At 67.0% G+C, this 19,484-nt stretch carries 13 protein-coding genes; 2 read left to right on the top strand and 11 right to left on the bottom strand.

Annotated features, from left to right (window positions below):
• Positions 1 to 22: 22 nt before the first annotated feature.
• Positions 23 to 1,831: an ATP-binding cassette domain-containing protein gene (locus AC56LH_RS18915; protein ID WP_499648786.1), complete on the bottom strand. Its 1,809-nt coding sequence runs from the start codon at positions 1,829 to 1,831 to the stop codon at positions 23 to 25.
• Between the two features lie 32 nt (positions 1,832 to 1,863).
• Positions 1,864 to 3,549 (bottom strand): thiol reductant ABC exporter subunit CydD, encoded by a 1,686-nt coding sequence (cydD, locus tag AC56LH_RS18920; protein WP_499648788.1) that lies wholly within the window; start codon positions 3,547 to 3,549, stop codon positions 1,864 to 1,866.
• A 288-nt stretch (positions 3,550 to 3,837) separates the two neighbouring features.
• Between cydD and AC56LH_RS18925 the strand changes: the two genes are divergently transcribed.
• Positions 3,838 to 4,410: a GbsR/MarR family transcriptional regulator gene (locus AC56LH_RS18925; protein WP_499648790.1), complete on the top strand. Its 573-nt coding sequence runs from the start codon at positions 3,838 to 3,840 to the stop codon at positions 4,408 to 4,410.
• Positions 4,411 to 4,491: 81 nt separating this feature from the next.
• Positions 4,492 to 5,064, top strand: a complete 573-nt coding sequence (locus AC56LH_RS18930; protein ID WP_499648792.1) for a hypothetical protein — start codon at positions 4,492 to 4,494, stop codon at positions 5,062 to 5,064.
• On the opposite strand, the gene AC56LH_RS18935 is transcribed toward AC56LH_RS18930, so the two are convergent.
• The 9 genes from AC56LH_RS18935 to AC56LH_RS18975 all read right to left on the bottom strand — a co-directional run bounded on the left by AC56LH_RS18935 (position 5,003) and on the right by AC56LH_RS18975 (position 19,441).
• A complete protein-coding gene (locus AC56LH_RS18935; RefSeq protein WP_499648794.1) occupies positions 5,003 to 6,031 on the bottom strand; it encodes an alpha/beta hydrolase in 1,029 nt (342 codons plus the stop codon). The genes AC56LH_RS18930 and AC56LH_RS18935 overlap by 62 nt on opposite strands.
• A gap of 24 nt (positions 6,032 to 6,055) precedes the next feature.
• Positions 6,056 to 7,576 carry an ATP-binding protein gene (locus AC56LH_RS18940; protein ID WP_499648796.1) on the bottom strand — a complete coding sequence of 507 codons (1,521 nt, stop codon included), beginning with the start codon at positions 7,574 to 7,576 and terminating at the stop codon, positions 6,056 to 6,058.
• Positions 7,539 to 8,246, bottom strand: a complete 708-nt coding sequence (locus AC56LH_RS18945; RefSeq protein ID WP_499648798.1) for a response regulator — start codon at positions 8,244 to 8,246, stop codon at positions 7,539 to 7,541. Before AC56LH_RS18945 ends, AC56LH_RS18940 begins: the two co-directional genes overlap by 38 nt.
• Complete coding sequence (locus AC56LH_RS18950; protein ID WP_499648800.1) at positions 8,218 to 9,618, bottom strand: ABC transporter substrate-binding protein; 1,401 nt, start codon at positions 9,616 to 9,618, stop codon at positions 8,218 to 8,220. Before AC56LH_RS18950 ends, AC56LH_RS18945 begins: the two co-directional genes overlap by 29 nt.
• A gap of 70 nt (positions 9,619 to 9,688) precedes the next feature.
• The gene (locus AC56LH_RS18955) at positions 9,689 to 12,265 is read right to left on the bottom strand and encodes a family 20 glycosylhydrolase (protein WP_499648802.1); all 2,577 of its coding nucleotides are present in this window, start codon (positions 12,263 to 12,265) and stop codon (positions 9,689 to 9,691) included.
• Between the two features lie 36 nt (positions 12,266 to 12,301).
• The gene (locus tag AC56LH_RS18960) at positions 12,302 to 13,546 is read right to left on the bottom strand and encodes an ABC transporter substrate-binding protein (protein ID WP_499648804.1); all 1,245 of its coding nucleotides are present in this window, start codon (positions 13,544 to 13,546) and stop codon (positions 12,302 to 12,304) included.
• Positions 13,547 to 13,559: 13 nt separating this feature from the next.
• Positions 13,560 to 15,281, bottom strand: coding sequence for a hypothetical protein (locus AC56LH_RS18965; protein WP_499648806.1), 1,722 nt, complete (start codon positions 15,279 to 15,281; stop codon positions 13,560 to 13,562).
• 73 nt (positions 15,282 to 15,354) lie between these two features.
• Positions 15,355 to 18,009 (bottom strand): TonB-dependent receptor, encoded by a 2,655-nt coding sequence (locus tag AC56LH_RS18970; RefSeq protein ID WP_499648808.1) that lies wholly within the window; start codon positions 18,007 to 18,009, stop codon positions 15,355 to 15,357.
• 76 nt (positions 18,010 to 18,085) lie between these two features.
• Positions 18,086 to 19,441 (bottom strand): sugar MFS transporter, encoded by a 1,356-nt coding sequence (locus AC56LH_RS18975; RefSeq protein ID WP_499648810.1) that lies wholly within the window; start codon positions 19,439 to 19,441, stop codon positions 18,086 to 18,088.
• Positions 19,442 to 19,484 lie beyond the last annotated feature (43 nt).

Consider the following 19,484-nt stretch of genomic DNA (forward strand, 5'->3'; position numbering starts at 1 on the left):
ATACGTCAGTGGTTGGTTGTTTTTAGTGTTGGCGCAGCGCGTCCAGTGCCGCATCGAATGCAGGGGTGCCACGCCGCAGGTCGGCATCGATCCGCCCGTTCTTCATCACGAGCAGGCGGTCGGCCAGCGCGGCTTCGCGCCGCAGATGCGTGGCCACCAGCAGCGTGCGGCCGCCCGCGTGCCGCGCCAGGCGGGCCAGCACATCGGCTGCGGTGGCGCCGTCCAGCGCCTCGGTCGGCTCGTCCAGCAGCCAGAAATCAGCCCGCCGCAACAGCAAGCGCGCCAGCGCCAGGCGCCGCGCCTGACCGCCCGACAGGCCAAGGCCGCCCTCGCCCAGCAAGGTATCGAGGCCCTGCGCGAAGCCGCGCACGTCCTGTTCCAGGCCGGCGGCCTGCAGCGCGGCCCACAATTGCGCATCGGTGGCGGCGGGATCGGCCAGGCGCAGGTTGTCGCGCAAACTGTCGCAAAACAGCTCGGTGCGCTGGGTCAGCCAGGTAGCAGGCCGCGCCCAAACCTGGCCCGCCTGAGGGGCCAGTTCGCCGGCCGCCAGCGCCAGCAGCGTCGATTTGCCGACGCCGCTGTTGCCCACTACCGCAACCCGCTCGCCCACGGCGATGCGCAGGTCGACCGCATGCAGGGCCGCGCCGGTGCGGCCCGGATGGACCACGGTGGCGCCATACAGCAGCAATGCCGTGCCGGTGCCGGTGCCGGTGCCGGTGCCGGTGCCGGTGCCGGTGCCGGTGCCAGTGTTGGTACCAATGCCGGTGCTGGTGTCGGGCGGCGCTGGCACGGCGGCGTCATCCTGCTGGCGCAGGCGCGGCGCCACGCGGCGCATGGCCAGCCAGCTGCGGCCGGCCTCGATTGCGCCGCGCCGCAGCGCGGCAAACGGTTCCAGCGCGGCCAGCGCGATCAGCAGCGCCAGCGCCGCGGCGGGTGCGCCCAACTGCTGCACCTGCGTCTGTATTTGTTGTCCCTGCTGCTGCGCCGGATGCGATGCCACTTGCTGCGCCAGCGCCCCCACTGCCAGCAGGACGGCGGCGACGGTGACATGGCCACCGACCGCATACAGCCAGCCGGCGCCGGTTTCCAGCCGGTGCAGCGCGGCGTCATGGCGCGCCAGGGTCGTGTCAAGGCGCGCCAGCTGCGCGCACTGCGCCGGCAGCCGGCCGGCCAGCGCCAGGTCGGTCTGGCCGGCGACCAGGTCGATCGCCTGGGCACGCAATCGCTCCAGCGCCCGGACACGGCGCAGCGCCACCGGCCGCGCCAGGCGCGCCACGTACAGGGTCACGCCCCAGCCGACCACCAGCAGCCAGACGAACATCGCCAGACCAAGACGCCAGTCGAGGTTCGCCAGCACCAGGCCGGCCAGCAGCGCTGCGCCGCAGGCGGCGACGGCCGGCACGATCAGGCGCAGGTAGATCGATTCGAGCGCATCGATGTCGCCCGTCAGGCGAAACAGCAGGCGCGATGGCCGGCGCAGCAGTGCGCGCGCCGCATGCGGCGTGGCCCAGCCACGAAACAGCCGCTCCCGCAGCGCGGCCAGTACGCCAAGCGTGGCGTCGTGCGTCACCGTTCGCTCGGCATAACGACCGAAAGTGCGGCCCAGGGCCAGCAGGCGAATTGCCGCGCTCGGCACGAACACATTGAACATGACGGCGCTGCCAGCCAGGCCGGCCAGGGCCGCCGAGGTGATGAACCAGCCCGAGGTACCCAGCAGTGCCATCCCTGCCAGCACCACCAGCGTCGACAACACCGCACCCAGCAACAGGCGGCTGCCGCCGGTCCGGATGAACAGGGACAGCACCGTCTGCATGTCGTTATTGCGTTTCATATCGTTACTGCGTTTCATGTCGCTGTCGCGTCTCATGCTGCACTCCGCTGGATCAGTGGTTCCCCGATGCGCACGACGCGGCCCAGGCGCGCGGCCAGTGCCAGGTCGTGGGTGGCGACAATCATGGTGCGGCCCTGCGCCAGCTGCAGCAGCGCGTCGATGACGCCGGCGGCCGTGTCGCGGTCGAGGTGGGCGGTGGGTTCGTCGACCAGCAGCAGGCCGGCATGCGGCGCGCACATTGCGCGGGCCAGTGCAAGGCGCACCAGCTCGCCGCCCGACAGGCCAAGGCCGCCCTCGCCCAGGCTCTCGCCCGGCGTGGCATGCTCGATCCGGCCAAGGCCCGCGCGCGCCACGGCGCGGCTGACGGCATCGACCGTCACGCCATCGCGGTCGAGCGCCACATTGGCGCGCACCGAGCCGGCAAACACGTGCGGCTTCTGGCCGATCCAGGCCATGCGCGCGCGCAGGCCGGCCGCCGATGCAGCGTCCAGCGGCACGCCACCGATGCGCACGCTGCCGCCGTCGCTGGGCGCGAGACCCGCAATGATCGACAACAGCGTGGTCTTGCCGCTGCCGCTGGGGCCGACCAGCGCCACGTGCTCGCCGACGCGCACATACAGATCCTGGTGATCGAACAGCGGCGCTTCACCCGGGTGCGCAAAGCACAGGCCCTCGATATCGACCGATGGCGCGCGGCCAATGCGCAACGCTGCGTCCTGCCCTTGCAGCGCACCCGGCAATGGCAAGCCGGCCGACTGCAGCTTGTCCAGCGCCTCGAGCGCGGCTTCGCCGGCAGCCTTGTCGTGCCATACCGCAGCCAGTTCGCGCAGCGGTTCGAAAAACGCCGGCGCCAGCAGCAGCACGAACAGGCCCTCGGTCAGCGTGAGCTGTCTGCCCCAGCTGCCCGGCCCGATTTCACCGAGCAGGTGGAAACCCACGTACACCGCCACCAGCGCCACGCCCAGCGCCGAAAACAATTCGAGCGCGGTCGACGACAAGAAAGCAATGCGCAGCACGCGCATGGTGCTGGCACGGACCGCTTCGCCCGAAGCTCTTACCTGGCGAGCAGTGGCATCGACGGCGCCCAGCGCACGCAGCGTCGACAGGCCGCGCAGCCGGTCGAGCAGAAAGCCGCTCATGCCGCCGACCAGCTGCAATTGCGCTTCGCTGGCAGCCTTGGCGCGCCAGCCGATAACGGCCATGAACAGCGGAATCAGGGGCGCGGCCAGCACCAGGATCAGTGCGGCAAGCCACGAAAAGTTACAAACGACGAGTGCAATGACAGGCGGCGCCAGCATCACACGCATGCGCGCTGGCCCGTAGCGCAGCAGCCATGGCAGCACGGCATCGGCCTGTTCGGCCACGATGCTGGCGGCCTGACCGGATGGCAGGCGCGCACGGTCCAGCGGCGAGCGCGCGGCCAGCGCTTGCACGGCTGCATGGCGCATGGCGGCGAGCTGGCCGCGTGACACGGCGAACAAACGGCGTGCGCCCCACGCTTCGCTGCTGGCGCGCAGCACGCCAAGGATGAGAAACCCCAGTGCCGGCAGCAGCATGTCGGCCAGCCCGGCGCCCTGGGCCAGGCGCCCCACGGCATGCGCCAGCAGCGCCGCCTGCGGAATCCACAGCAGCGCCGCACCGCTCATTGCCAGCGTGGCGCCACGCGCAGGGCCAGGGCCTGTAAGCAGTGCCGGGTGGCGGGGTTGGCTGCGGTGCATGGTGGTTCTCCAAACGTTGTTGCAAGAAAGCGGCAGACGTGCGGGGGCCATGGCCATCAACGCTGGACGCGCCCCGGAATAAACTTTTTGTATTTTCTGGAACTTCAGAATTTTTGGAAGGTGAATGGATTATGCGCTGAAACTTTTGGTTTGTGTGCAATGGGTGACCAGGTTAGTCGGGAATTACGAACGTATTAACAACAATGGCGGCAAAAACGTGCATGCGTGGTACGTGTCCGGGTGACGTGGGATAATTCACCTTTCACAAGCATCGAAAAGTTCGCAACCATGACGCCACTTGTCCAAACGTTTGTCAGTCACTTCGGCGAGATGGGCAGCCGCTGGGGCATCAACCGCACGGTGGGGCAAATCTATGCCCTGCTCTTCGTTTCCGAAGAACAGCTGCATGCCGACGACATCGGCGAAAAACTCGGCATTTCGCGCTCGAACGTAAGCATCGGCCTGAAAGAATTGCAGTCGTGGGGCCTGGTGCGCCTGTCGCGCATTCCGGGCGACCGCCGCGAATACTTCACGTCGCTGGGCGACGTCTGGGAAATCTTCCGCGTGGTCGCGGCCGAGCGGCGCCGGCGCGAAGTCGCCCCGACACTGTCGGTGCTGCGCGAATCGCTGCTGGCCAATGCCAACCACCCCGAAGACAAGTTCGCACAGGAGCGCATGCGCGAGATGCACGAGCTGGTCGACCTGGCCAACAACTGGTTCGACGACCTGCAGCGCCTGTCGCCCGAGTCGATGGCGCAATTGATGAAGATGGGTTCCAAAGTCCAGAAGCTGCTCTCGGCCAAGGATCGCCTGTTCGCTGCCAAAGACGGCAAGGCGCCGAAGGGAACGCCGGAAGAATAAGGCGGTCGGAAGAGCCGTGCTCGCCTCTTTCGGCCGACCGGCTAGACTGGACTTTTCCTTTTACACTGAACAGTCCAGTCCATGAATATCGCTTGTATCGCCTGGGGCTCGCTGCTCTGGAAACCCCAGGGCCTGAAGCTCGCCTCCGGATGGCATCCGGGCGGCCCCGCCATGCCCATCGAATTTGCCCGCCAGAGCGACGACAGTCCCGAACTGGCCCTCGTGCTGTGCGAAGGCGCGCGCCTCATGCCCACTTACTGGGCCTACATCGCCACCGATAACCTGGATACCGCCCGCGCCATGCTGTGCGCGCGCGAAAAGATCAGGGCTGCATTCCCCGAATGGATCGGCAGCGTGCCGGCGCAGGACGGCGCAGAAGACAATCCACGCGTGGCCGCCTGGCTGCGCGCGAAGGGCATCGACGCCGCCATCTGGACCGCGATCCCGCCCAAATTCGATGGCGTGAGCGGCCGCGTGCCGACGGTCGACGAAGCCGTGGCATGGCTGGACAGCTGCAGCGGCGCGCAGCGCGACGCCGCCGAGGATTACATCCGCCGCACGCCGGCCCATATCGACACAGCCTACCGGCGCATCATCGCAGCGCGCCTGGGCTGGCACCCGCTGCGCGAGGCGCATGTGACGCAGATGCGCTGAACGCCTCCTGCGGCATCGCTGCAATGCGTTGCCGCACCCAGTCCTGCGCATGCGCCAGCGTCACGCTCGCCATCGCGGTCGGAAAATGAATGAAACCATGTGGCGCTTCAGGCGCCACGTTCAATTCGACGTCGGCCACCTGCTGCCAGCGCTGTGCCATGCGCAGCGCGTCGTCGAGCAGCGGATCGCCGCTGCCAACGATCATCAACGCCGGTGGCATGCCGGTCAATTCGCCGAACAGCGGTGACAGCGGTGGCTGGCGGCGCCCGGCGTCGTCCAGGTCGGGCGTGAGCCTGCGCAGTCCGGCCAGCATGCGCGGCCCGTCGAGCACCAGCGTTTCGGGCCCTGCCCTGCGCACGCTGTCGGTACCGGCCATATCGTAGACGCCGTAGTACAGGACGGCCCCGGCGATGCGCGCCAGCAGCGCCGGCCAGGCTCGCAGCCCTTGCAGCGTAGCGGCAGCCAGGTGCGCGCCCGCCGATTCTCCGACCACGATGACCGGCAGGCTCACATATTCGGGCAAGCCGTCCTGCAACAGCCAGCGTGCTGCAGCCAGGCATTCCTCCATCTGCTCCTGCACGGAGGCGCGCGGGACCAGGCGGTAATCGACCGACACCACGGCCAGGCCACAGCGACTGGTGAAGGCCGCATTGAAGGCATCGTTCATGGGCGCATTGCCAATCACCCAGCCGCCGCCATGGATATCGAGCACGATGCCGGCCACCGGCCCGCGCGGGCGGATGATCCGGACCTGCACCTCTACTCCACTCATCTCCACCATGCGCGTCTCGACCTGCAGGCCAGCGCGGCGCAGCTTGCGATCAGCGCCGACCTGGGACAAGCGCAGCAGGCCCTGCACAAGCGGCGGCATGAAGCGGTGGCGCGAGCCGAAGCGCGGCGCGCGCGTGAGCTTAGCGTTGAAGCGTTTCGCTTCGTCCAGCGTGGCGTCGTCAAAGGTCAATGGCATCGGCGTTCCTGAAACATGAAAGAGTCACACGGCCGGCAAGCGTACCACCGCATTCAAACCGCCCTCGGGATGATTCGACAGTACCAGCCGGCCGCCATGCGCTTCGATCACGCCACGCGCAATACCGAGGCCTAGCCCCATGCCGCCGTCATTCTGCTCGCGCCCATGCGCCAGCCGTACATATGGATCGAACAGGCTGGCAAACGCTTCATCGGGCACGCCGGGCCCGTGGTCGCGCAGGCAGATCAGCACCCAGCCAGGCTCCTGGCGCACGCTGATCTCGGCGCGCGCCCCGTAGAACAGCGCGTTGTCGAGCAGGTTGCCAAGCGCGCGCTTGAGCGCCAGCGGCTTGCCGCGCACCGTCACGCCGGACGGCTGCCAGGCCACCGCGTGCCCTGCCAGTTCGGCGCTGCGCACCATGCGGCCCAACATCGTATCGAGCTTGATCTCGGTCGGATTTTCGTGGATGTCGCTGTCCTTCACGCATTGCAGCGCGCCCTTGACCATCATGTCGAGTTCATCGAGGTCTTCCTCGAATTCGTCGCGCAGTGCTTCGTCGTCCAGCAGTTCGGCGCGCAGCTTGAGGCGCGTGATCGGCGTGCGCAGGTCGTGCGAAATCGAGATGAACAGGCGCTCGCGGTCGTCGATATAGCGCCCGATGCGCTCGCGCATCGCGCTGAAGGCGCGCGCGGTGTTGATGAATTCGCGGCTGCCGGTTTCGGGCAGCGGGCGCGCTTCGTCGTCGTGGCCCTGCCCCAGCGCCGACGCGGCATCGGACAATGCCGCCAGCGGCCGCGTGATCGAGCGCACGACGAGCAGGCACAGCAGCAGCACCACGGCCAGCGACAGGATCTGCGGCATCAGGCGATCCCACGCGAACGGATCGCTGCTGTCGAGGAAATACGGGTTCGGCATCAGCGCCGCCATGTACAGCCAGTTACCGGGCTCGATCTCGGTCTGGATCACGAGGATCGGGGCCGGGTCGGGCTTGAGCAGCAGCACGTGCTGGACCCAGGCATTGGGCAGGTCGTCCAGGCGCACATCGTGTTCGGCCACCACCAGCCGGTCAGGCCGGGCAAACGCGAGACGGAAACCCGGCGAATGCGGCAGGTCGCTCCTGAGCGTGGCGTCGACCGTGGCAATCACGCTTTGCGCCAGCGGGTGCGGTGCGATCTGCTCGATCGGCACGTAGGCATGATTGAGGTTGACGAAAAAGCGCGTGCCGCCCATCTCACGCAACTGCTGGATGATCAGCAGGCGATAAGCCGGCGGCAGGCTGCGAAAGAAGCGGATCGCGCCGGCCGCGCTGTGCGCCACGTACTGGGCCGACGACTGCGCCTCGACCTGCGATTTGGCGCGCAGCTGGCTGGCCCAGATCGCACTGGCCGCCAGCTGCGTCACCAGCACCCCGGCCACCATCACGAGCGTCAGGCGGCCAAGCAGCGACGCCGGCAACCAGCGCTGCAGCGGCTGGTGCAGCATGCGCGCGAGCGGGTTGCTGCTACGGCTAGACACTGGACACGCTGACGTCGGCCGAGAACACATAGCCGGCCCCGCGCACGGTCTTGATCAGCGCCGGCTGCTTGCCGTCGTCGTTCAGCCGCAGGCGCAGGCGGCTGATCTGCACGTCCAGCGAGCGGTCGAGCGGGCCGGCGTCGCGCCCGCGCGTTTCTTCGCACAGCAGGCCGCGATCGAGGATCTTGCCGGGGTGTTCGGTGAAGTATTTGAGCAGCTGGAAATCGAGTCCCGTGAGCGCCACCGGATTGCCGGCGCTGTCGGTCACCGTGCGCTCCATCAGATCGAGCGTGAAGCCGACAAACCGGTGGTAGCGCACCGACGGCGTCTCGGGCGCAGCGCGGCGCAGGATCGCCTTGATGCGCGCCAGCAGCTCGCGCGGGCTGTAGGGCTTGGCGATGTAGTCGTCGGCGCCCAGCTCCAGGCCCACGATGCGGTCGGTTTCGTCCGAGCTGGCCGTGAGCATGATGATCGGCACGTTCGAGCGCTGGCGCACCTGCTTGCACAGCGCGAAGCCGTCGGTATCGGGCAGCATCACGTCCAGGATCACCATCGACAGCGTCTCGAGGTGCGCCTGGAATTCGGCCAGGAAGCTCTCGCCGTTGTGCGACAGGATCACGTCGTACTGGTTTTTCTCCAGATACGTCTTGAGCAGCACGCAGGTTTTTTTGTCATCGTCTACGATCAGTATCTTGCGCACCCGGCGTCCCCTGGCTGGTTAGATTGAATAGTCTGAACAAAGCGGCGAGGCGGCGCTGCGCCACCGCCACCGGTACGGCGTCGTCGAGCAGATAGCGATGCACCTCGGCGATGATGGCATCGCGGCTGGCTTCGTCGGTCGCCATGCGGTGCACGAGGCTGGGCGCCTGCACGGCCTCGCCGCCGGCGAACGTCGTCCACGACGCCCGCGCGCAACTGTCCATGCGCGCCGGATCGGCATCGCGCCGCACCGGCACCGCGCCCTTGAGCAGATTGAAGTCGGCCTGGATCGATGGCGACAGCAGCAGGCGCGCCATCTTTTCCTGGGCCTCCCGGTGCCGGTAGTCGCCGGCGAACATCGACAGCGTATCGACACTGTACAGGTGATATGCGCCGGTGCCCGGTGCGCCGACGCAGCCATAGTCCTGGTCGAGCACCATCCGGTGTTCGGCCAGTTCGGGCTTGGCCCAGTCGCCCATGATCATCATGCCGGCCTGGCCGGCGGCGAAGCGGCGCACGACCTCGGTCCAGGGCCGCTCGGCCAGCTGGCTGCCGGCCCAACCCTTGATCGTGCGCAGGCGCTGCAGCGCGTGCGCGGTGCGCGCATCAAAAGCAGCGGCCGGACTGCGGCGCACGAACAGCGCGCGATAGAAGGCCGGCCCGCTCTCGGCCAGCACGAGGTTTTCGAACAGCGCCGCCACCTGCCAGGCTTCGCTGCTTTGCGCCAGCGGTTGCACGCCCGCGGCCAGCAGGCGCGCAGCGACGGCGTCGAATTCGGTCCAGGTGGTGGGCGGCGTGAGCTTGAGCCGGGCGAACAGGGCGCGGTTGTAGAACAGCGTATTGACGCGATGGATGCCGAGCGGCGCGGCCATCGTGTGCTTGCGGTACTGGATCAGGTTCTGGACCGTGGGGAACAGCACGCCTCGCCAGTTGTCGGCGACGGCCACGTTGTCCAGTTCGAGCAGCAGGCCCATCTCGGCCCATTCGGCCACCGACACGCCGATGATCTGCGTGACTTCGGGCGCGTCGCCGGCCAGCACCCTGCCCTTGAGGACTTTGCCGGCGCCGATGCCGGCGCCGCCGGGAATGGCAGCATCCTCCCACTGCACGCCTTCCTTGCCCAGGCGCTGCGCCAGCAGGTCGGCCGCGCGGCGTTCGCTGGCCGAGGTCCACCAGTGCAGCACCTGCAGGCCGGACGATGGCGCCGCGGACGACGTTGCAGACGACATCGCGGGCGCCGGTGGCACGATCGCCAGCATCGGCGCCGCCGCCTGCACGGCGCCGTGGAAGGCGCCTGCGGCCAGGATGGCGCCAAGCCGCAGGCGTCGCCAGTCGCACCAACACCCTGCCACTTTTCCGATCGACGCTCTCACCCGGTATCCCGCAGAAAACGCTGATTATAGCCCCGTGCCTCGTTACCCAGCAGGCATTTCGGCCACGCCGTCAGCGCCGGTCGATGCGCGCCACGAGTCCCGGCCTGCCATTGCTGTCGAAGGCCGCGACCTGCACCAGCCCACGCTCGGTGATCGGCCCGGTCACCGGCCGGCTGCTGGCGGTCGGCGTGCTGCCATCCACGGTATAGCGCAGTGCGATCCCCGGCAGCACATGGTTGACCAGGACCTTGTCGCCGTCGAGCAGCAGGCCCGGTGGCGCAATGCGGTACGCCACGCCAGTGCGATCCAGATCGAGCCGCGGCAGCACGCGCTGGCCCAGCGCATTGACGAAGCCCGACCAGGCCGTGCGATGCAGCGCCGCCGCCTTCGTGGCATCGGGCTCGGTGGCCCAGGCCGGATCCGGCGCCCAGGCCCGTTCTGCCACGGCCAGCAGGCGCGGCATGACCAGGTAATCGATGCGGGCCGGGTCGCGCACCGTTTCGGTAAACAAGGTCGCTTCCAGGCCACGCACGCGGCGCTTGCCGAAATCGGTCAGGCCGTCCTTGCCCACGCGCGCAGCCTCGGTCGCGTTCTTCAGGTAGTCGAACGGGATGAAGTCATACGGGGTGTCGAGTTCAATGTAGTCGCCCCAGTTCACGCCCGGTTCTTCCGGGTTGGCGTTGTGGGCCATGTCCATGTACATCTTGGTCACGGGCGCCAGCACGATGTCGTAGCCGGCATTGGCCAGCCGATAGGCCAGGTCTTCGGCGCCTTCGGTATTGTTCCAGACCCAGGCGAGAAAACCCTTCTGCGTGAAACGGGGATTGGGGATCAGCTTATTCCTGCCATGCAGCGTGGTCTTGCGCGCCGCTAGCTCTTCCCAGCCGGACGTGTACAGGCCATGCTTGCGCAGCATGCCATCGACCCGCTCATAGAAATAATCCCACAGGTCGGCCGTCGATTCGAGGTGTTCGCGGGCCATCATGGCGCGGCTGGCCGGGGATTGTTCCCAGGCGCCATTGGGCAGTTCGTCGCCGCCCATGTGGATCGTGTGCAGCGGCGCACCGGCTTCGCGGTGCAGCTTCACCACTTCGTCCACCACGTGCTGGACGAACGTGAAGCTCGACTCCAGGCCCGGATTCAGTACGTGATCGTTGTACAGCTGCGGCGACTTGTAGACCGAGCGATCGGCAAAATCATTGAGCAGGTACTTGGCCGCGTCCTTGTCGCCCGCTGCCTTCAGGCGGTGATAGCGCGCTTCCATCGCCTGCACGGCGGCGCGCGCGTGGCCCGGCATTTCGAGCTCGGGGATCACTTCGATGTGACGCGCCGCCGCGTAGCGCAGGATCTCGATGTAGTCGGCGCGCGTGTAGTAGCCGCTGCCGCCCGGATCGCGCGGATCGGGCCCGGAGCCATAGGCCGGCTGCAGGCGCACGCCCGGCCTGGCGCTGTGGCCGCGCACGGCGCCGATCGATGTCAGTTCGGGCAGGCCGGCGATCTCGAGGCGCCAGCCTTCGTCTTCGGTCAGGTGGAAGTGGAACTTGTTCATCTTGTAGCGCGCCATCAGGTCGAGCCACTTGAACACGGTTTCCTTGGTGTGGAAGTTGCGCGATACGTCGAGCATGAAACCACGGTAGGCAAAACGCGGCGCATCGACGATCGTCACTTCGGGCACCGACTGGTCGGCGGCGCCGGGCAACGGCAGCAGGTCGCGCAGGGTCTGCAAGCCATACGCCACGCCGGCCGGGCTGTTGCCGACGATCGTGATGCCGCCGCCGCTGCCGGCGCGCACCGCAAGGCTGTACGCTTCGGGCGAGGTCTGTCCTTCGACCTTGCCCACGCTCAGGCGCAGCGCCGGTCCGCTGCCCTGCAGCGCTGCGGGAAACAGCGAGCGCGCCAGATCGGCTTCGCCTGCCAGCGCCCCTGATGCGGTCACCGCCGGCTTGCCCGTCAGGCGCAACTTGCCGCTGCCCTGCGTCAGTTGCAGGGGCGTCGGCAGCACAAGGGGCACGGCGCTCGCGGGCAGCAGGTCGGCACGCTGGTTGCTGCGGTAGGTATCGGCAGCGGTGACCACGGGCCGGGCGCCCGTATCGCCCTTGTCCAGCTGCTCGGGGCGCGTCACCGGCAGCAGCGCGAAGTCGCTGATCGCCACGCCGACCTCGGGCTGCGCGTCGTACACCAGGTATGGCCCGATGGGCGCGCGCGCCATCTTGATGATCACCTGCGGGTGGTAGTAATCAATGTCGAGCGACTGCCCCGGCGCCAGGCCCGCAAAGTTTGCCTGCGGGCGCAGGCGGTACAGATTGCCGGCAACCTGCTCCATGCGCAGATTGCCCGTCACCGCCCCCGGCACGACACCGTCCATGCTGTTGAAGTACAGCGTCCAGCCCTTGGCCGGCAGGCGCTGGCTGTCGTTGTTGGTCAGGGTCATGCGCGCCTTGGCGCGGCCCTCGGGCATCTGCGGCGTGTACTCGTTGCGCAGCAGTTCCCAGCGCATCTGCAGCCGGGCGCCGCTGGCGACGCCCTCCATGCTGGCCGCAGCGGATGCTGCCAGCGGGGTAGCCGGTGCAGCAGCCATGCCGGCCAGCGGCGTGGCCAGCAGCAGCGACGCCAGGGCGCAGCGTCGAACCAGGTGTGTGGTATGCAAAAGTGTCTCCAATCCAGCCAAAAGTGGGTTCGTCGTTCAGGGTTGCGGGGGCTTGTACCACCGGTCGAAATCACGTTGCAGCCTGGCGGCCGCAGGTTCGGGCGCCAGCGTCCCTTTCAGCACGTCGGCGTTGACACGCCACAGCACGCTTTCCATGCTGGGTTGGCCGCGATGCAGCACCTGCGCATTCAGGCGCACGGTCGACGCGCAGCTGTTGCGCCATTCGACCATCTGCTTGGCCACCGGATCGCGCATCGCAATCAGGTGATTCGACAGCGTGAAAAAGCCGGTCAGCCGGTTGCTGTAGATGTCGGCAAATTCCTGCGAGCCGACCCAGGCCAGGAACTTGAAAGCGTCCTGCTTGTTCTTCGATGCGCGGTTCACGCCCAGCCCCAGGTCCATGTGGTCCGAGATAAAGCAGGCATCGCCCCGCCGTTTCACCGGTGCGGCAAACACGCCCAGCTCCAGGCCGGGTGCGCTGCTGAAACGCGCGATATCCCAGGACCCGGCCGGATAGATCGCCGCGCGGCCCGTGGCGAACATCGCCTGGCTCTGGCCATACGTTTGCGTGGCGGCGCCCGCGGGCAGATAGGCGCCCATGCGCGCACCGAAGCGCAGCGCCTCCACGAACGGCGGATCGGTCAGGCGTGCACGCCCGTCGGCCAGCGCCTTTTGACCGGCTTCGCCGCGCCAGAAATTGGGCCCGATATTGGTAAATACCAGCTGGCTCGCTTCCCAGCCGTCGGCCATGCCGAGCGCCAGCGGCGCGACGCCGTTCTTCTTCAGCACATCGAGCACGCGAAAGAATTCATCCACCGTGCGCGGCGCCTGCAGGTCGTACTTGCGGAAGATGGCCTTGTTGTACATGAAGCCGTGGATCACCGACGCCACCGGCATGCAGAAGGCCTCCTTGCCGCCGGCCGTCTGCCAGGCCACCATCGCGCCCGGCTCGAAATACTGCATGCCGGGTTTGCCATCCAGGCGCTCCAGATGCCCCTGCGCGTACAGGCTCAAAGACGCGTCGAACGGGCGGCACGCGATCAGGTCACCGGCGCTGCCATCGGCCAGGCGCGCCGCGAGGCGGCCATCGTAGTCGGTGGGCGGGGTCGGCGCGAACTTGACGTCGATGCCGGGATGGCTGCGCTGGAACGCGGGGATCAGCACCTTTTCCCACAGCGCCTTGTCATCCACGCGCCAGCTCTCGATCACGAGCGTGCCGGCGTGCGCGAGCGGCGCCACCAGGGTCAAGAGTGCGCAGAGCAGCCATCCGGCAAAGTGCATCGACCTGCCCTTCTCAGTAGTGCGCGTACGGATTCTTGTTCCGGTTCGCGTAGTACAACCAGGCAGTGCCTGCCACGCTGCCCGAACTGGTGAAGTCCGCATTGGTATTGCGCGTTGCATACGGTATGCTGCCCAGCTTGTCGATCATGTAGTTCAGCGACTCGAGTATCTGGCTGGCCCCGTTGCCCGCGCACTCCATCGTGGGCGCGCCCTGGCGCATCGCCATGATCGCGCCCAGGCTGCCCTCGCTCCAGACGAACGGCGCGCTCGATGGCGCGTTGTCGTAGATGACGTCGTAGAAGCCGACAATGCCGCTCACCTTGCGTGATGGGTAATCGAGCTGCCCGGCGGTATTGAAATAATCGCACATCCCTGGCAGTGCGGCGGCAAAGTTCTGCCCGGCGCTGCCCGTGTTCCCCAGCGCCAGCACCGACCACGAATAGGTATCGAGATAGCGCTCGCTCGTATTCAGGGTGCCGGTATTGGCGTCGTAGCCACCCAAAAAGCGCGTGCCGTTCCACAGGCTTTCGGCCGTCTGCCGCAACTGCGTGGCGGCGGTCAGGTACTGGCTGCCGCCATTGAGCGCGTGGTACTGGTGCAGGCTGGCGTAGGCGTCTAGCTGGTGCTCCAGCGCGAAGATGCCGGTGCGTCCCGCCACGTAGTTGGTTGGCGCGAAGCGCAAGCCGCGGCGGCCCACGCCATTGATCGTCACGGCCACGGTTTCGGCGCGCAGGTAGTCGTGCAGGCGGGTCGACATGGTCAGGTACTTCGTGCTGCCAAAGGCTTTCTGGTAGGCGTTGAGCGCCATGCCGAACCAGGCGTTGGCGCCGGCGATGCGCATGTCCACGCCGGGATTGGCGTCGGCGCCGTCGGCCAGATAGGCAAACACCCACGCGCCCGACGCTGTCTGCGATCTGGCCAGCGCATTGATGATCTGCTCGGCGCTGGCCTGCTCGCCGGCCAGGCTGAAGGCGATCACGGCCAGCGCCTGGTCATACAGGAAGGCCGAGTCCATGTCGTGGAAGCTGCGGATCAGGCGCCCTGCGCCATACGGCCCGCCCGTGACCTGCGGCGTATTCATCATGCGCTGCAGTGCGGCGATCTGCGCGTTGGCAGACGTTGCCGGCGCCGGGAAATAAGCGGCGGTGTAGGCCGTGAGCGCCGCCGGATCGATTGGCAGCGACAGCTTGGTCGTGCCCGTGATCTGGCCGCTGCAAAAGCCGCCGGCCACATTGCAGTTGGGGCCCGAGAGCGGATCGTACGATGCCGGATGCAGCACCAGCACGGCGCGGTCGGCGCTGCCCACCGAACGTGGCAGGGTCAGCGTGAACGTGCCGTCGGCATTGATGACGGCACTTGCGTCAGCCTGGTAATAGAACACGTCGTGGTGGATGAACAGGCCGAGCCGATAGTTCTGCACGCTGCCCGCCGGTAGCGCATGCGCGCCACGGAACACGGTCTGCGTGGCCGACTGCGTCAGTTGCGAGATGCCGAACGCCACCGCCGGCGCACTGGCGAGGGGCGGTTCGTTGTACGGAAAATCCCACCCCGACCAGACGGGCCACGGCGACGCGGCGGCCACGGCGACGGGCGCCGCCGACAACTGCCGCGATATCCCTGCCTGCACGCCACCATCGGCGGCGTTACCGCCACAACCGGCGAGCACCAGCGCCGTTGCTACCGCCGTTGCTACCGCCGTCGCTTTCACACCCAGACCATTGTTCGCACCACGCATCGCATTCTCCTGAAGGACACACTGCTGACAAGTTGCTGTCCGGCCGCCGGGCGGCGACCGGATGATCACCGCATTACCAGTCCACGCCCACGCGCACACCGAACATGCGCGGCTCGTTGTACTGGCCAATGACATACCCCGGGTCGACGATGCGCGCATTGTTCTTGGCAAGCACGTCGTTCAGGTTGTTCACGTACACCTCGGCGCGCCAGTTGCCGCCTGGTGCGGTCAAGCGCAGCGACGCGTCATACGTTGCGTAGGCGCCCTGCTGGTTGCCGACGTGGGCGTTGTCCAGGTTCTGGATGCTGAAGTACATCTTGTCCTGCCAGCGCGCCGACAGACGCGGCGTGAGTTCGTAGTCGCCAGCCAGCATGAAGCGCTGCGAGACTTCGATCCGCGCTGAATTGCGCGGCGCGTTCGGCAAGTCATTCCCCACCACGTTTGCCGGGAAGCGGCCGACCAGCGCCTGGTTCGGGCCCGTGTAGCGCACGCACGGCTCGACGCCGTAAGTGGCGCGGAACGGTCCGCACGGCACGTCACGCCAGGTCTGCGTGTAGTCCGGGTACGACACCACCTTGGCACGCAGGTGCGAGTACTGGAAATTGACTTCGGCGCCCGCCCATGGACGGTATTTGCCTTCCAGTTCGAGGCCCGAGATCTTCGCTTCGGCCGCATTCGTGGTGCCGTACAACACCGCCGAATCGCACGATGGATTGGCTGCAGTGCACGGGATCGCCGGGATGATCTTGCCCATCTCGACCGCGCCGGTCATCTGCATGTCCTTGTAGCGGCTGTGGAAGGCGGTGGCCGAGAACGACAGGCGGTTATCCAGCATGCGGCCCTTGTAACCGACCTCGAAATTGGTCAGCGTTTCAGGCTTCCATGGCAGGAAGGTGTAGTGCGGGCCCGGCTCGCGGTCGGCGCAGTTGCCGCCAAGGCCGCGCGCGCAGATGTTCTGCTTGTCGCTGAAGCCGCCGGCCTTGTAGCCGGTCGAGAGCGAACCGAACACGAAGTCGTCCGGCGTGACCTGGTAGCTCAGGCCCAGGCGCCAGGTGAACTTGTTCCACGAATCGCGGTTGCTGCTCACGTCGGGCGTGATGCCGGCCATGCCGGCCACGCCGTAGTACGAACCCATGCCGGGTTTCAGGTCGCTGCTGTTGAAGAAGCGGCCCGGGATCGGCGTGTACTGGCCCTGGAAGTACGAGTACGGATCGCCCGTGGTGCCCGAATCGTAGAACTTGCCGTTCTTGTCTTCGCGCTCGTCGCGCGTCATGCGCCCGCCGACCGTCAGGTTCCATTTCGGCGCGAAGGCCCAGTCGACCTGGCCGAAGGCGGCCATCGATTCGGACTGGCGGTCGGTCTGGTCGTACAGCGCGTAGTACGGCGCGCCCGGTGCGTTGACCATCGCCGAGATCGAGTCTTCGCCGAACTCGATCGCGTTCTTTTCGTGCATCCAGAACAGGCCGGTGACGTAGCGCAGATTGCCCTGCTCGCCGCGCAGCTGCAGTTCCTGGACCGTGGTCTTGAACTTGGACGAATTGGTAAAGCCGGCCGAATCGTTGACGAAGCCGCCGTAGATATTGATGTCTTCGGCCAGTGGCTGGTAGCCCGAGTCGCCGTCGCGGATCTGGCGCCGGTTCTGCTCCGAGTACGATACGTTGTATTCGACGGTCGTGTGGTCGTTCACGCTCCAGGTCAGGCGGTTGCGGAAGGTGTCGATGTTCCAGTCGAGTTCACCCGGCCGGTTGATCTTGACGTCCCACTGCCCGCCCGGGCAGGCGTGGGCCGTGCCGGCCGCCATCGTGCAATCCTTGAGCGCGATGTCGCCGGCGCCCTTGTTGGTGTAGCGCTCGTAGGCGCCGAGCCATTCGAGATCGTTGCGGATCTTCCAGCGGCCCTGCAAACGCGCCGCCCATTCGTCCTTGTTGCCGTAGGCGTCACTGGCGCCGACCTTGCGGTTGTAGCGCTGGTCGACATCGGGAATGACGTTGCCGGCCGCATCGCGCGCCGGCGTCACGCCGAATTCCGGGAAGTTCGCGGCGTAGAAATCCTGCTCCTGGTTCAGGTAGCTGTCGCGCTTGATGACCATCATCGTGGCGCGCATCGCGAAGGTGTCGCTGACCGGGATGTTCTGCACGGCCGTCACCTGGCGCAGGTTGTAGCGCCCGAGCGTCAGGCCCGCATTGCCCTCGGTCGAATTGAACTGCGGCTTGTTCGGGATGATGTTGATGCTGCCGCCCGTCGCATTGCGGCCAAACAGCGTGCCCTGCGGGCCGCGCAGCACTTCGACCTGCTCCAGGTCGAACAGCAGCGCCAGCGCCGACTGCGGGCGCGGCGTGTAGATGCCGTCGACGTTCAGGCTGACTGCCGGATTGCCGATCTCGGTGAAGTCGTTGCTGCTCACGCCGCGCACCGAAATCTTCACGCCCGAGCTGCCATCGGTCGCACTGCCCAGTTGCAGGTTAGGCACTTCGCCACTCAGGCCGCGCACGTCGGTGATGCCCTTGCGGGTCAGTTCTTCCTGGCCGACGGCGGTCACCGACACCGGGGTGCGCAGGAGCGACGTCGAATGGCGGGTGGCCGTCACCCGCACCTCGGCGATCGCTTCACCGGTGTTCTGGCGGGGCGTCGCTGACTGTGCAGCGTCCTGCGCCAGGGCCGGCATGGCGATGCAGGCGCTGGCGACAGCCGCGCTGATCAGCGTTGTATGTGGTTTCAGTAGAGACATCCGGTGCTCCTGGTATGAAATGAAAAACGATGGACCGCGCAGCAGCGCCGTGCGGACAAGTCCTGTGGGGTGGAAATCAGGGTCGGGCGGATGCGCCCGGATTGCGCCAGCGGCGGATCTTGTGGCCGTAGGCCGCGTACCAGAGAATCAGGCCGTAGCACGGCAACAGCATCCAGTAGGCACTGCGCGAGGTGTTCAGGTCGGCGAAGTGGCCGTACAGCAGCGGCAGCACCGCGCCGCCGGAAATCGCCATGACCAGCAGCGCCGAGCCGCTTGCCGTGTAGCGGCCCAGGCCCTGCAGGGCCAGCGGCCAGATGGCCGGCCATACCATGGCATTGGCCAGGCCCAGCAGCGCCAGGTACATGACGGTGTCGGGCACCGTCGGCACGCCGGCCCAGCCGATCAGGGCTTGCGAGACGCCGCTGTCGGTGGGCGAGCCGGTGGCCACGCCGATCGTCAGCAGCAGGCCGGCCACGGCCGACAGCAGCAAGGCGCGCTGCTGCGACAGGTAGCGCGGGATCGCGACCACGCCGATCAGGTAGCCAAGCACCATGCACATCATCGTGTAGGACGTCAGCACGCCGAAATTGGCCACGTTCAGTTCATGCCCATACAGGCCGATGGTGTCGCCGGCGATGACTTCCACGCCGACGTAGGCAAACAGCGCCATGGCGCCCAGCACCAGTTGCGGGAACTGCAGCACGCCGGTGCGCTCGACGCCAGATTCTGGCGTGTCGGCCTCGGGTTCGATATCGCGCAGGTTCGAAAAATGGATGAAGACCATGATCACGAACAGCACCACGGCCATGCAGATATACGGCAGCACCAGGCGCTCGGACAGGCCGGCCCGCGCGGCGCTGCGGGCGACCGGGTCGAGCGCTTCGAGCGCCGTGTGCGAGAAGCTGTCGATGTCGGCCAGCATCAGCGTGGAGAACACCAGCGGCACCACCACGCCGGCGCCCTTGTTGAACAGGCCCATGATGCTGATGCGCATGGCGGCGCTCTCGCGCGGGCCAAGGCAGACGATGTAGGGATTGATCGCGGTCTGCATCAGCGTCATGCCGCTGGCGAGGGTGAACAGCGCGACCAGGAACAGTTCATAGCGCGCGCTTTGCGCGGCCGGGATGAACAGCAGCGCGCCCGCGCACATGATGCCCAGACCGATCGTCATGCCCTTCTTGTAGCCGGTGCGCACCAGCACTGCAGCCGATGGCAGGGCCATGGCCGTGTAGGCGATGTAGAACGCAAAGGTCACCCACAGGGCCTGGAAATTGTTCAGACCGCAGACGATCTTCAAAAAGGGAACCAGCGAGCCATTGAGCCAGGTGACGAACCCGAGGATGAAGAACAGCAGGCCGACGAATGCCATGCCGAGGACAACGTCGCGCCTGGAATTGCCGGCAACCGGCGCGCTGGCGAGGGTCACAGCCATGGTGCGCCGCCTGCGTCGATGGCGGCCAACAGTGCGCACGACA

The organism is Telluria sp. LT1R51-2 (genome assembly GCF_059685775.1).

Coding starts and splice junctions, on each gene's coding strand:
- cydD (WP_499648788.1), bottom strand. CDS start 3,549: ATGCACCGCAGCCAACCCCGCCACCCGGCACTGCTTACAGGCCCTGGC.
- AC56LH_RS18925 (WP_499648790.1), top strand. CDS start 3,838: ATGACGCCACTTGTCCAAACGTTTGTCAGTCACTTCGGCGAGATGGGC.
- AC56LH_RS18975 (WP_499648810.1), bottom strand. CDS start 19,441: ATGGCTGTGACCCTCGCCAGCGCGCCGGTTGCCGGCAATTCCAGGCGC.
- AC56LH_RS18935 (WP_499648794.1), bottom strand. CDS start 6,031: ATGCCATTGACCTTTGACGACGCCACGCTGGACGAAGCGAAACGCTTC.
- AC56LH_RS18930 (WP_499648792.1), top strand. CDS start 4,492: ATGAATATCGCTTGTATCGCCTGGGGCTCGCTGCTCTGGAAACCCCAG.
- AC56LH_RS18940 (WP_499648796.1), bottom strand. CDS start 7,576: ATGTGTTCTCGGCCGACGTCAGCGTGTCCAGTGTCTAGCCGTAGCAGC.
- AC56LH_RS18915 (WP_499648786.1), bottom strand. CDS start 1,831: ATGAAACGCAATAACGACATGCAGACGGTGCTGTCCCTGTTCATCCGG.
- AC56LH_RS18970 (WP_499648808.1), bottom strand. CDS start 18,009: ATGTCTCTACTGAAACCACATACAACGCTGATCAGCGCGGCTGTCGCC.
- AC56LH_RS18965 (WP_499648806.1), bottom strand. CDS start 15,281: ATGCGTGGTGCGAACAATGGTCTGGGTGTGAAAGCGACGGCGGTAGCA.
- AC56LH_RS18960 (WP_499648804.1), bottom strand. CDS start 13,546: ATGCACTTTGCCGGATGGCTGCTCTGCGCACTCTTGACCCTGGTGGCG.